We start from the raw sequence: 12599 nt of genomic DNA, 5'->3' as shown, positions 1-12599 counted from the left end.
CGAGCCGCGCAGCACAGGAGGCAGCATGACGACGAGCGAGAACGAGCAGGACGAGGCGGTCCCCGCGCAGGCGCCCGCGGCTGGGGCGGACTCCGTCGCGGCTGGGGCGGAGGGCGACGCCGGTGTCGTCGGCGAGGGCGGGGAGCAGGCGACCTCCGGCCGGTCTCGCCTGGAGGAGGACGGCGACGTCGCCGCCGACTACCTCGAGGAGCTCCTCGACATCGCCGACCTGGACGGCGACCTGGACATCGACGTCGAGGACGGGCGCGCGTCGGTCTCCGTCCTCGAGGACGAGTCGGCGCCAGGGTCGCTGCGGCAGCTGGTCGGTCCGGACGGACAGGTCCTCGACGCGCTCCAGGAGCTGACCCGGCTGGCGGTGCAGGCGCGGACCGGCGAGCGGAGCCGTCTCGTGCTGGACGTCGCGGGGTACCGGGCCCAGCGGCGCACGGTGCTCTCGGCGATGGCGAGCGAGGCCGTGGAGCAGGTCCGCGCCGGGGCCGAGGCGGTCCACCTGGCGCCGATGAACCCCTACGAGCGGAAGATCGTCCACGACGTCATCGCCGAGGCCGGGCTCCGGTCGGAGTCCGAGGGCACGTCGGCCGACCGCCACGTCGTCGTCACGGCCGCGTCCTGACCGCGCCGACGGAGGGCGCGGCGGCGGCGGAGGGACCCGTCGGGCACGACGCCCCGAGCTCCATCGGCGCTGGTCGAGCGGGGGCGCCGGTCGGGCAGGAGGGCGATCAGCTCGTGCTGCCGCCCGAGCCGGACGTCACCGAGCGCGTCCTGGGCCCGGGGCTCGCGCAGGCGCGCCTGCTCGTGCGGGAGCTCGCCGGTGAGGGAGTCGTGCGCGGGGTCATCGGCCCGCGCGAGGTGCCTCGCCTGTGGACCCGGCACGTGCTCAACTGCGCCGTGGTCGCCGAGCTGGTGCCCGAGGGGGCCGTGGTCCTCGACGTGGGCAGCGGCGCCGGACTGCCCGGCCTGGTGCTGGCGATGGCGCGGCCCGACCTCGAGCTGGTCCTCGTCGACTCGGCCCTGCGCCGGGTGCGGTGGCTAGAGCACGCCGTGGCCGCGGTGGACGAGGCCTCGGTCGGTCCTCCCCTGCGCGTGCGAGTCGTCCGGGCGCGCGCCGAGGAGCTGGCCGGTCACGAGACGGCGGACGTCGTGACGTCACGAGCGGTGGCGCCGCTGGACCGCCTCGCGCGCTGGTGCGCTCCCCTCGTCAGCCCCGGGGGACAGCTGCTGGCCATCAAGGGGGGATCGGCGGCGGCTGAGGTGGAGGAGCACGCCGAGGCGCTGCGCCGCGTCGGCCTCCTCGAGCCCGAGGTGCTGTCTTGCGGGGTGGGGATGCTCGACGAGGCCACCACCGTGGTGCGGGCTAGGGTCGGGCACCGCAGCGCGCAGGCGCGGCGACGCGGCTGATCCGCCCCTCTCGCCGGCGCGTGGCGTGCAGGACGAGCGGCGACGAGAGGGAGGCGGGGCGCTGGTGCGCACGACGACGGCACCGGGGTGGCCCGGCTCCGAGAGCGGACGGCTCGACAGCCTGCTCGGGTGGCCCGCGGTTCCACGTGGAACAGACGTCGAGACGGTGCCGGCCGCGCCTCAGCGGCGGATGGTTCCCGTGGTCGCTGTGCCAGCGGCGGACGGGGCTCCCCGCTCAGCGGAGCCCGACGGCGAGAAGCCCTCGGCGGACGTCCGCGGCGACATGACGGCCTCTCCGCTCCCGGGCGGGGGTCCTGGTGCCGGGGGTCAGGTCACCGAGGTCGACTCGCGCGGAGACCTCGCTCCTGAGGACACCGCTCTGGTGGACCTGACCACAGGGGACAGCCCCGCCGAGGACCAGGCTCCTGAGGATGAGGCGGCCGAGGGCCGGGCTGTCGAGGGCGGGCTTCCCGAGGACCGGGTTCCCGAGGAGAGCGCTCTCGAGGAGCGGGCTCCCGTGGACCAGGTCACGGTGGTCGCCCCGCTCGAGGACCGCTCAGTCGGCGAGCAGTCCTCGACGGGCTCGCCCTCGGCCCTCGAGCACCTGGTCACTGAGGACGCGAGGGTCCCGCAGCGGGAGGCCGAGCCGGAGCCAGAGGTCCGCGACGACGCTGCCGACCTCCCGGGCACCACCGAGCTCACGGAGGGGACGTCCCTCGCTGCGCACGTCCGAGACACCGCGTCGGTCGAGGACGCTGGCCAGGCCCAGCTCAGCGGTGCCCGTGGGAGCAGCGGCCACCCGACCGATGAAGACGGCCCGGCCGCGCGGGCGGACGCGGACCCGACCGACGAAGACCTCCCCGCCGTGGCGGTAGCGGCTGCCTCGACCGACGAGGACGCCCCGGCCGCGCGGGTGGACGCCGACCCGACCGACGAAGACCTCCCCACCGCACCGGTGGACGCTGACGCCTCGCTCAACCCCGGTGCGCCCTCGGTCGACGACGACCTGCCGGTGGCGGCGGTGGACGCCGACCCGCCCGTCCGCGGAGGCCTCCCGGTCCACGCCGGTGGAGACGACGCGCAGCGGGCGGAGGTGGCGGGCTCGCTGCCCGAGGTCGACGACTCGACCCCGCTGGCGCGTGCGGTCGCGGAGGACGCCCGTCGTCGGATCGCCCTGAGCGGCCGGCCCCTGGCACCGCCCGAGCGCACGCGCGTGCTGACGGTCGCCAACCAGAAGGGCGGCGTCGGCAAGACGACGACCACGGTGAACATCGCGGCGGCGCTCGCCCAGGCGGGGCTGCGCGTCGTCGTCCTGGACAGCGACCCCCAGGGCAACGCGTCCACGGCCCTGGGCGTGGACCACCACGCCGAGGTGCCCGGCCTGTACGACGTCCTCGTCGACGAGGTGCCGCTCGAGGACGTCCTGCAGCGGTGCCCGGACGTGCCCGGGCTGCTGTGCGCTCCCGCCACGATCGACCTCGCCGGCGCGGAGATCGAGCTGGTGTCGATGGTCGCCCGCGAGACGCGGCTGCGCGGCGCCGTGCGGGGGTACCTGGAGCGGTGCGCGGCGACCGGCTCGCCGGTCCCCGACTACGTCTTCGTCGACTGCCCCCCGAGCCTCGGCCTGCTGACGCTCAACGCGTTCGTGTGCGCCGAGGAGGTCCTCATCCCCATCCAGTGCGAGTACTACGCGTTGGAGGGGCTGAGCCAGCTCCTCAAGAACATCGACATGATCACCCGCCACCTCAACCCGGCGCTCCACGTCTCGAGCATCTTGCTCACCATGTACGACGCGAGGACGCGTCTGGCCGCGCAGGTCGCTGACGAGGTGCGGGAGCACTTCCCCTCCTCGGTGCTCTCCACGACGGTGCCCCGATCTGTCCGCGTGTCGGAGGCTCCCTCCTACGGGCAGACCGTGATGACCTACGACCCTGGGTCCAGTGGGGCCCTGTCGTACCTCGCCGCGGCGCAGGAGCTGGCCGAGCGGTTCGCCCCGGCCCCTAGCGCGCGCTGAGGTCGACACCCGACGAGCAGGACGGTCTGAGCAGCATGACGGAACGACGACGGGGCCTCGGGCGCGGCCTGGGAGCTCTCATCCCCACGGCACCCGAGGGTGAGCGCCCGCACGACGTCTTCTTCCCGGTGGCGCGACCGGCGACCCCCGTCGAGGACGCCGGTTCCACGTGGAACGGCTCGGCGGCCGAGCCTGACAGCGACGCCGCGGACCGAGCGGCCGTCCCGGCGGCCGAGGACGGTGCGGCGTCCGGCGGCGTGGGGGCCCAGGACCGGTCGCCCCGTCGGGCCGAGGGGGACGACCTGGTCGAGGTCCCGGGCGTCCGGCTCGCGGAGATCCCCGTGGACGCCGTCCGGGCGAACCCCCGGCAGCCCCGCCAGGTCTTCGACGAGGACGAGCTCGCCGAGCTGGAGCACTCCATCCGCGAGGTCGGGGTGCTCCAGCCGGTGGTCGTGCGTCCCGTGCCGAGCGAGGACGGGAGCGGGCCCCGCTACGAGCTCGTCATGGGCGAGCGGCGGTGGCGGGCCAGTCAGCGCGCCGGCCTGGCGGTCGTGCCGGCGATCATCCGCGGCACGGACGACGACGTCCTCCTGCGCGACGCGCTGCTGGAGAACCTGCACCGGAGCCAGCTCAACCCCCTGGAGGAGGCGGCGGCCTACGGTCAGCTGCTCGAGGACTTCGGGTGCACCCACGACGAGCTCGCACGGCGGATCGGCCGGTCACGGCCGCAGATCTCCAACACGCTGAGGCTCCTGAAGCTGCCGCCGCTGGTGCAGCGCCGCCTGGCTGCGGGCGTGCTGTCAGCGGGCCACGCGCGTGCCCTGCTCGGTCTGCCCGACGCCGCCGCGATGGAGAGGCTCGCGCAGCGCGTCGTCGCGGAGGGCCTGTCCGTCCGGTCCACCGAGGAGGCGGTGGCGACGGGCGAGGGCGTCGCCAAGCCCCGTCGTCGCCTCAGCGCCGCGCCGCGGGACGAGCGCGCCGAGGCGGTGGCGTCGGCGCTGTCCGAGCGCCTGGAGACCCGGGTCACCATCAGCGTCGGTCGCCGCAAGGGGCGGATGACGGTGGAGTTCGCCGGGCGCGAGGACCTCGAGCGCATCCTCGGCGTGCTCGCCGTGGAGGGGGTCTCGGGCGCGGACGAGGGCGACGCGGCGTGAGGTCCCGCCCGCGCCCGCGCCCGCGCCCGCTGGCCGCGCCGGCACCGCTGGACCTCGAGCGGGCGCGCCGCCGTCACACGGTGGCCGTCGTGGGCCTGGGTCTCTCCCTCGGCGCAGCGGCGGCGTTCGTCGGTGCGCTGCTGCAGCCCCGCCGCCGTGAGGCCGTGTACGACCCTCGGCGTCCCCGCTGACGCGTCCGGGGTCGGCGGACCTGAGGTCCCGACGCCGCGCGGGAGGTGCGTTCCACGTGGAACATGGCGGCCGGAGTCGGCTGCGAACGGCGGGCGCGGAGCCGAGAGGGAGCAGGTGGGCGTGAGCAGGTCGATCAGCCCGTTGGCGCTCGAGCACGTCGCCGCGCTGCCCGACCCGTGCCGGTCGTGCGTCCGCTGGGAGCTCGACGAGGCCGCCGCGGCAGCGGCCCGACGCAACGGTGACCCGGCCCTCGAGAAGGAGGCGTGGCTCTCCCGGACGCTCCTGGAGTGGGGGTCGTGCGGCCGCGTCGCGCACGTCGGGACGGAGCTGGCGGCCTTCGTGACCTACGCGCCGCCGCATCTCGTGCCCCGCTCGCTGGGGTACCCGACCTCACCGGTCAGCGCCGACGCCGTGCTGCTCATGACTGCCGGTGTCCTGCCGCACCACCGCGGCGGAGGGCTCGGCCGGATGCTGGTGCAGGGGGCGGCGAAGGACCTGACGCGTCGTGGTGTCCGAGCGGTCGAGGCCTTCGCCGACGCGGGCGAGGACGACGCGTCAGGAGGCAGCCAGGGCGCCGGGATCGCGTGGGACGCCGCCGGCCGGGGCGGCGAGTCCCTCCCACCGGCCCACCTGGGCGGGGGCTGCCACGTCCCTGCGGCCTTCCTCCTCGAGGTCGGCTTCGAGGTCGTCCGCGACCACCCGCGGTGGCCCCGCCTCCGCCTCGAGCTGCGGACGGCCCTCGCCTGGCGCGAGGACGTCGAGCGCGCCCTGGACCGCATCCTGGCGGAGCTGCGCGTCCCCGCACTGGGGTAGCGAGCGGCGAGCCGGCGCGGCGCCCCCGAGGCGGTCGCTCCCTCAGCCGCCCGGCGCGGCGACGACCGGCAGGACGCCGGTCGGCACGTCCTCGTCGTCGGGGAGGAAGAAGCGGTGCACGGCGGCGGCCAGGGCCTGGGCGCAGCGGTCCCGGAAGGCCGGGTCGGCCAGGCGCGCGGCGTCGTCCGGGGACGTGAGGTAGCCGAGCTCGACGCGCACGGCCGGCATCCGGGTCATCCGCAGCACGTCGGTGTTCCACGTGTGCGTGCGGCAGTCCGCCAGGTCCGTCCTCGCCAGGAGCTCGCGGTGGACGAGGCCGGCCAGGCGCGCGCCTTCCGCAGAGCGGGAAGGGCCCGACCCCCACGAGAACGTGGCCAGCCCGGCGGCCGGAGAGCCGGGGACGGCGCCGTCGGCGCCCGGGCGCACCAGCGCGTCGCAGTGGAGCGAGACCACCACGTCGGCGCCGACGGACTCGGCCAGCTCCGCGCGCTCTTCGGGGGCCGGGCGCTGCTCGGCCCCGCGGGAGAGCACCGCGGTCGTCCCGGCAGCCGCCAGCCTGCCCTCCAGCCGCTGGGCGAGGTCGAGGACGACGGCGGCCTCGTCCAGCCCGTGGCCGACCGACCCGAGGTCCGCGCCGCCGTGGGCGGGGTCGACGAGGACCACCCGCCCGGAGGGGCGGCGCCGGGCCTGAGCGGTGCGCTCGGCGTCGCGCAGGGCGCTGGCGTCCCCACCGCCGACGGAGCGGTCCAGGCGCCGGAGGGCCTCGAGCGTCTCGGGGCCGAGGACGCCGTCGACAGCGGTCCCGGTGCTGCGCTGGAGCTCTCGGACGCCGGCCTCCGTGCGCGGCCCGTAGCGCCCGTCGCGCCGGTCGTCCAGGAGCCCGAGCGCCAGGAGCCTGTCCTGGAGGGCGCTGACGTCGTCCCCGTGGATCAGGTGGCCGGGCACGAAGCGCAGCACGCGGTCCCCGAGGCGCCACCGGGCGCCGTCGACGGCCCGGGAGGTCTGGGGCCCGACGACGCCGTCGGCCCGCAGTCCCCGGTCCTGCTGGAAGGCGCGCACGACCTGCTCGAGCGCGCCGTCGAAGAGCTCCTCCTCGCCCTGGCGGGCGGCGGCGCCGCCGGCGCCCGCGCGGTCCAGCAGCTCGCGCAGGGCCGCGACGCGCGGGCCGGCGTCGCCGCGGCGCAGGAGGTGCTGGGGACCGGTCACGAGAGCCTCCTGGGGCGGTCGGGTCGCGGGCGGCGGGCCGCCGGCGGGTCGCGCGTGTTGCGGGCCGGAGGGAGTTGGTACCACGCCGGTGGGGCCGGAGGCCCCCGGGGACGACGACGGCTCCCGGCCCAGTAGGGCCGAGAGCCGTCGTCCCGCGCCCGGTGGAGCGGACGGGGTGCGCTGCGGCGCCCGTGGGGGCGCCGTCGTCAGGACAGGAAGTCGGACAGCTCGCGGACGAGCGCGGGCTTGGGCTTGGCGCCGACGAGCGACTTCACGAGCTCGCCGCCGGAGTAGACGTTCAGCGTGGGGATCGAGGTGATCCCGTAGCTCGCCGCGATGCGGGGGTTCTCGTCGGTGTTGACCTTGACGACCTCGATCTTGTCGGCGTACTCCGTCGACAGCTCCTCGAGGATCGGGGAGACCTGGCGGCAGGGGCCGCACCAGGGGGCCCAGAAGTCGACGAGGACGGGCTTGTCGGCCTTCAGGACCTCGGCGTCGAACGTGTCGTCGGTGACCGGCTTGGTGCTCACGGTGTCTCCTCGGGGGTGCGGGGTTGGGGGAGCGGTGACCCCGGGGGCGCCGGGGCGCTGCTGGGGGTGGCTGTCGAGGTCCGGGCGCTCAGGGGCGGTTGCCCGCGGTGCCGGCCATCTCCGGCTTGGCCTCGATGAGGCTGGCGTCCGGGCTCGGGCCCCCGGCGTCACCCAGCTCGGCGAGGTAGCGCTCGGCGTCCAGCGCGGCCGTGCAGCCGCTGCCGGCCGCGGTGATGGCCTGCATGTACTCGTGGTCGACGACGTCGCCGCACGCGAACACGCCCGGGAGGTTGGTCCGCGAGGACCGGCCCTGGACGTCGATGAACCCGTGGTCGTTGATCGTCACCTGGTCCTTGACCAGGTCGACGCGGGGGTCGTGGCCGATGGCGACGAACAGGCCGGTGACGTCGAGGTCGCGCTCGGTGCCGTCCTCGGTGCTGCGCACGCGCAGCCCGGAGACCTTGTCCTGGCCGAGGACGTCCACGACCTCGGTGTTCCACGCGAAACGCATCTTGTCGTTGCCGAAGACCCTGTCCTGCATGACCTTCGAGGCGCGCAGCTCCTCGCGGCGGTGCACGAGGGTGACCGAGCGCGCGAAGCGGGTGAGGAAGGTGGCCTCCTCCACCGCGGAGTCGCCGCCGCCGACGACGGCGATGTCCTGGTCCTTGAAGAAGAACCCGTCGCACGTGGCGCACCAGCTGACGCCGCGGCCGGACAGGCGCTTCTCGTTCTCCAGGCCGATCTCGCGGTAGGCCGAGCCGAGCGCCAGGATCACCGTGCGGGCGCGGTGCACCTCCCCGCTGCCCAGGACGACCGTCTTGACGTCGCCCTCGAGGTGCATCTCGGCGGCGTCGTCGAAGACGACCTCGGAGCCGAAGCGCTCGGCCTGGGCCTGCATCTTGTCCATGAGGTCCGGCCCCATGAGCCCGTCGGGGAAGCCCGGGAAGTTCTCGATCTCCGTGGTGTTCATGAGCGCGCCGCCGGCCGTGACCGAGCCGGCCACCACCAGCGGTGCGAGGTTGGCTCGGGCGGCGTAGATGGCCGCGGTGTAGCCGGCCGGGCCGCTGCCCACGATGATCACGTTGCGGACGTCGTCGCTCACGCTGTCTGCGCTCCTCGCTGGTCGGTGGCGGGTCGGGCCGGCCGGGACGATCCCCGGGCCCGCCGCGCCGGGCTGCGGTCCCGGATCCTCCCAGGCACCGCCGCCGCACGGCCCCTGCCGGGTGGTGCGTCGGTCGACCGGCTCAACGCCACGTGCCGACGCGGCTGTTCCCGACCCCGTCAGCGCTCGACGACCTCGTAGTGCAGGAGGGCGTCCTGGCCGCCGCGGCAGCCGAGGCGCACCACCCACACGGCCAGCCCCGACGCCGAGCCGGGGTCGGGGGCGCTCTCGTGCAGCACCAGGACGTCGGCCGGACGGCCCTCCCACCGCGCGGTGTCGACCGCCACGACCTCGGCGTCCGGGCGCCCGAGCGCCGTGAGGCACGGGTCGAGGTCCGCGGGCAGGGCGAGGCCGCTGGGCGCCGTCGGAGCGGCACCGGCCGCCTCGGCCGCGGCGGGCGTCCCGCCGTCGCGCGGCTCCGCCGGAGCCGCGTCGGGCTCCGCGCCGGCCGAGCGGTCCGGCCCGTCCGAGGGCCCTCCGGGCCCGACGCCGGCGCCGCTGCTCGCGCCGGCGCTCGCGGGGTCGTCGAGGACGGCGCGGAGCTGGTCGCCCAGGGAGCCGAGCGCGTAGTCGGTGCCCGAGGCGACCACCAGGGGGTCGCCGGCCGCTGCGCCGGCCCCGCGACCGGCCCCACCACCTGCGGCCCCACCGCCGGAGGCGATGTCCGCGCCGCCCGTCTGCGCCTCGCGGACCTCCAGCGCCAGCGCGGTGCCCAGCCCGCCCACCAGCGCGACGGACGCCGCGAGGGCCAGCGCGCTGCGACGGCGCCGGGCCCGGACCGCGCGGCGCTCGCGGGCGGCGTCGGAGGCCACCGCGGCGGTGATGCGCGCAGCCAGGTCGTCCGGGGGCGGCGGGGTGCCGGAGCCCTGGCGCCGCAGCAGGCCGCGCACCCCGCGCATGTCGGCGAGGACGGCCTGGCAGCGCTCGCACGCGAGGACGTGCGCCGCCGTCAGCGCCTCGGGGGGCGGCCCGTCGCCACCCCGTCCGCCGCGGTCGCGCACCTCGTGGAGGTCGACGTCCAGCAGCGCGTCCACCGCCTCCTCGCTCGGGTGGTCCCCGCGCCCCGGTGCGTCCTCCCCCGGCGCGTCCCCGGCGGGTCGTCCGCGCCCGGCTCCGCCGCCGCTCGTCCCGGCGTCGCCGCCCCTCCCGTCCTCGGAGCCCCGACCTCCGCGGGGGTCGTGCCCGCCCTCGTCGGGGTCCTCGTCGCGCGGGGGGCGGGGGCGGGTCACGGCACCTCCTCGGGGTGGGCGCGGGCGGCGGGGTCGACGTGCGGCGCGGCGGGGGGACGGCGGTGCGGAGCTCCGGTCGCCGTCCCGACCTCTCGGACGTCGCGGGCGCCGGTGCGGTTCCCCGCGAGGTCCGGGGCCGCGGGGGCGGGCGAGGGCCCGCTGCCGCGGCGGGGGTCCAGCCCCCGGGCGCGCAGCAGCACCGCCAGGGCCGCGCGGCCGCGCGCGCAGCGGGACTTCACCGTGCCGACGGCCACGCCGAGCACGGCCGCCGCCTCCGCGACGGGGAGGTCCTGCAGGTCGACGAGCACCAGGGCGGCGCGCTGGTGCTCGGGCAGCTCGGCCAGCGCCGCCCCGACGTCGACCTCCAGGTCGACCGCGGCGTGCGCGTCGCCCCGGGCGGCGAGGCGCTCCACCGCCGGGCCGGCGGCCCCGCTCCCCGGCCCCTCGGCGTCCAGGGGGACCGTGCGCCGCACCCGCGCGCGCCGCAGGCGGTCGAGGCTGGCGTTGACGACGATGCGGTGCAGCCAGGTCGTGACCGCCGCGTCGCCGCGGAACGAGCCCGCCGCCCGCAGCGCGGACACGAGGGCGTCCTGCACGGCGTCCGCGGCCTCCTCGCGGTCCCCGAGCACGCCGAGGGCCACGGCCCACAGCCGCGGCGCGTGACGGCGCACCACCTCGCCGAAGGCGTCGCCGTCCCCGGCGAGGTGGGCCCGCAGGAGCTCGGCGTCGTCGCGGGGGTCCTCCCGGGGCCCGGGGCTCCGCGGCTCCGCGCTCACGACCGGGTCACCCCCCGCCCACGGGGCTCACCGCACCTGGACCGAGGACATCTCCACGCGGTAGCCGTCCCCGACGTCGGGCAGGCTCGTGAACCACAGGACCAGGTGCCGGGTCGAGGTGGGCTCGGGGAGCACGACCTCCGTCGCGTCGCCCGTCAGCTCGGCCGTGGCCACGACCTCGGAGCCGTCGAGCTCGGCCCCCGGCGCCGTGCGGACCTCGACCGTCCCCCCGGTGCCGGCGGTGGTGAGCGTGACGGCCGAGACGGTCGACGCCCGGCCGAGGTCGAGGGCGTACCCGAAGCCCTCCTTGAGGTTGCCGAGGGCCGCCGTCGCGTAGGTCGAGGACGTCCAGGCGGTGCCGGGGTCCCCGTCGAGCGCGTCGTCGACCGAGGCGTCCCCCTCCTCGCCGTCGCCCAGGGGGTCCAGCGACTGCGCGGACGCGACTGCAGGGGCGGACGACGGCTCGGGGCCGGGCTCGGGCTCGGGCTCTCCCGCCTCCTCGGCGACCTCCTCCTCCGGCGTCGCCGTCGCCGTGGCGGTGGCGACCGGCGGCGGTGCCGCCCCGTCGTCCCCGCCCCAGAGGTCGGTGAGGACGCCGACGGCGAGCAGCAGCGCGGCGGCGACGGCGGCCAGCACGAGGACGAGCACCACCGCCGTCTGGACGCGCGCCGGCCGCTCGGCCGGTGCGGCGGCCGCCGTCGAGCCGGCGCGCGGCCCCCCGCGGTCGTCCGCGGCGCCGGGGTCGCCGGCACCGGCGCCGCCGTGCCCGCCGCCGGCTCCCGGCCCGCCGCCGGCTCCTGCGCCCGGGCCCGCCCCGGACTCGCCCGGCGCGGACCGCCCGCCCGGGACGGCGCCCCCGCCCGTGGGCTGCGGCGGTCGGCGCACCGCGCGCGGTCGTCCGACGCCGCCGGGCACCGCGCCGGGCACCGCGCCGGGCACCGCGGCCGCGGCGACGGCGCCAGCCCCCGCGGCGACGACGCCCGCCCCCGCGGGGGCGGCCACGGCTCCCACGGGCACCGCGGCGCCGTCCCGGCCCACGCGCTCGCCCTGGACGCGCTCGCCTTCAGCCACGTCGTCCGCGGCGGACCGGTCCTCGGGACGCCCGTCCCCGGACCCCTCCCCGGGGCCGCCCGCCGCCCGGGGGGCCGGGCTGCTGCCCGTACCGCCGTGGCGCCGCGCCGCGGGCACCCCGGCCCCGAGGAGCTCGGCGAGCTCCCGCCGGCCTCCGCCGCCGGGGCGGCCGTCGCCGTAGGGCGAGCCCCACGGGGCCAGCTGCTCGGCGAGCTCCCCGGGGGTGCGGGGCCCGTCCTCGTGGGGGCCGAGCGTCACGGCGCACAGCACGTCGAGGTCCGCGGGGACGCCGTCGACGAGGTCGCCGGGCGGGACGGGTCCGTCGTCGACGCGCGGGGCCAGTGGCAGGGCGCGGCCGTCGGCGTCGTCCGTGCCGGCGGGGTCGACCGCCTCCTCGCCGCCCAGCGGACCGGGCCAGCGCCCGGTGAGGCCGGCGTAGACGAGCGCGACGAGGGCCACGGCGTCGGCGCGCGCGGCGACCCCGGGGTCGACGTCGCCCGCGGGCGCCCCCGCCGGCCCGCCTTCGTCGACGGCGGCGCGGACCTCCACGCCCGTCACCACGACCCCGCCGTCGGCGGCGCGGTGGAGGCAGGAGGGGCTGAGGCGGCGGTGGTGCAGCCCGAGCGCGCGGGCGCGCTCCAGCGCCTGGGCCGCCTCCCCGACCAGCGTGCGCACGAGCGGGGCGGGCAGCGGCCCGCAGCGCTCGACGAGCGCGGCGAGGCTCTCCCCGGGCACCGAGGCGGTGACGACGAAGGCCCAGCCGGCGTCGTCCCCGACGTCGAGCACGCGCAGGACGCGGACGTCGTCGACCAGGGCGGCGCGGCGGGCGGCGTCCACGACGTCCTCGGCGCCGCCGGCCACGGCCAGCAGCTCCACCGGGCGGTCCAGCACGAGGTCGTGCCCGCGCCACGTCTGCGTGCTGCCGGCAGGAGCGCCGGCGCCCGCGGGCGCGGTGCCCCCGGTGCGCCGGTCCAGCCGGTACCGCCCCGCGAGGGCGCCGCCCTCCGCCAGCGCGACTGCTGCCTCCACCTGC

At 77.8% G+C, this 12599-nt stretch carries 12 protein-coding genes; 6 read left to right on the top strand and 6 right to left on the bottom strand.

The genetic code is table 11. The annotated features are described in order from the left end of the window. Positions 1–25: 25 nt before the first annotated feature. The 6 genes from Q0848_RS09165 (at position 26) to Q0848_RS09140 (ending at position 5592) form a co-directional block, all read left to right on the top strand. Positions 26–634, top strand: a complete 609-nt coding sequence (locus Q0848_RS09165; RefSeq protein WP_299036805.1) for a R3H domain-containing nucleic acid-binding protein — start codon at positions 26–28, stop codon at positions 632–634. 149 nt (positions 635–783) lie between these two features. Next, positions 784–1419 carry a 16S rRNA (guanine(527)-N(7))-methyltransferase RsmG gene (rsmG, locus tag Q0848_RS09160; protein ID WP_366146513.1) on the top strand — a complete coding sequence of 212 codons (636 nt, stop codon included), beginning with the start codon at positions 784–786 and terminating at the stop codon, positions 1417–1419. A 1093-nt stretch (positions 1420–2512) separates the two neighbouring features. Continuing rightward, positions 2513–3433, top strand: a complete 921-nt coding sequence (locus Q0848_RS09155; protein WP_366146512.1) for a ParA family protein — start codon at positions 2513–2515, stop codon at positions 3431–3433. A gap of 35 nt (positions 3434–3468) precedes the next feature. Then, entirely contained in the window at positions 3469–4587 is a 1119-nt protein-coding gene (locus Q0848_RS09150) for a ParB/RepB/Spo0J family partition protein (RefSeq protein WP_299036802.1), read from the top strand. After that, on the top strand, positions 4584–4778 hold the full coding sequence (locus Q0848_RS09145; protein ID WP_299036801.1) for a hypothetical protein: 195 nt from the start codon (positions 4584–4586) through the stop codon (positions 4776–4778). Before Q0848_RS09150 ends, Q0848_RS09145 begins: the two co-directional genes overlap by 4 nt. Positions 4779–4899: 121 nt before the next feature. Next, positions 4900–5592: a GNAT family N-acetyltransferase gene (locus Q0848_RS09140; protein ID WP_299036800.1), complete on the top strand. Its 693-nt coding sequence runs from the start codon at positions 4900–4902 to the stop codon at positions 5590–5592. Positions 5593–5634: 42 nt separating this feature from the next. Here the strand turns inward: Q0848_RS09140 and Q0848_RS09135 are convergent, their stop codons facing one another. The 6 genes from Q0848_RS09135 to Q0848_RS09110 form a co-directional block, all read right to left on the bottom strand. Then, on the bottom strand, positions 5635–6798 hold the full coding sequence (locus Q0848_RS09135) for an N-acetylmuramoyl-L-alanine amidase (protein WP_299036799.1): 1164 nt from the start codon (positions 6796–6798) through the stop codon (positions 5635–5637). A 206-nt stretch (positions 6799–7004) separates the two neighbouring features. After that, a complete protein-coding gene (gene trxA, locus Q0848_RS09130; protein ID WP_299036798.1) occupies positions 7005–7328 on the bottom strand; it encodes a thioredoxin in 324 nt (107 codons plus the stop codon). Positions 7329–7416: 88 nt separating this feature from the next. Next, positions 7417–8430 carry a thioredoxin-disulfide reductase gene (gene trxB / locus Q0848_RS09125; RefSeq protein ID WP_299036796.1) on the bottom strand — a complete coding sequence of 338 codons (1014 nt, stop codon included), beginning with the start codon at positions 8428–8430 and terminating at the stop codon, positions 7417–7419. Between the two features lie 179 nt (positions 8431–8609). Further along, the gene (locus Q0848_RS09120; RefSeq protein ID WP_299036795.1) at positions 8610–9719 is read right to left on the bottom strand and encodes a hypothetical protein; all 1110 of its coding nucleotides are present in this window, start codon (positions 9717–9719) and stop codon (positions 8610–8612) included. Continuing rightward, positions 9716–10495 (bottom strand): RNA polymerase sigma factor SigM, encoded by a 780-nt coding sequence (sigM, locus tag Q0848_RS09115; protein ID WP_299036794.1) that lies wholly within the window; start codon positions 10493–10495, stop codon positions 9716–9718. The genes Q0848_RS09120 and sigM overlap by 4 nt, the downstream gene beginning before the upstream one ends. Before the next feature lie 27 nt (positions 10496–10522). Then, entirely contained in the window at positions 10523–12595 is a 2073-nt protein-coding gene (locus tag Q0848_RS09110) for a hypothetical protein (RefSeq protein ID WP_299036793.1), read from the bottom strand. Positions 12596–12599: the final 4 nt, after the last annotated feature.

Source organism: uncultured Pseudokineococcus sp. (genome assembly GCF_947495735.1).
Lineage (GTDB): Bacteria > Actinomycetota > Actinomycetes > Actinomycetales > Quadrisphaeraceae > Pseudokineococcus.
Note: the sequence above shows the minus strand (reverse complement) of the source record. Positions and strands in the feature narration are given on the sequence as shown.

Excerpts from the sequence above, each read along its gene's own strand:
- Q0848_RS09165 (WP_299036805.1), top strand. The coding sequence starts at position 26 with ATGACGACGAGCGAGAACGAGCAGGACGAGGCGGTCCCCGCGCAGGCG.
- Q0848_RS09150 (WP_299036802.1), top strand. The coding sequence starts at position 3,469 with ATGACGGAACGACGACGGGGCCTCGGGCGCGGCCTGGGAGCTCTCATC.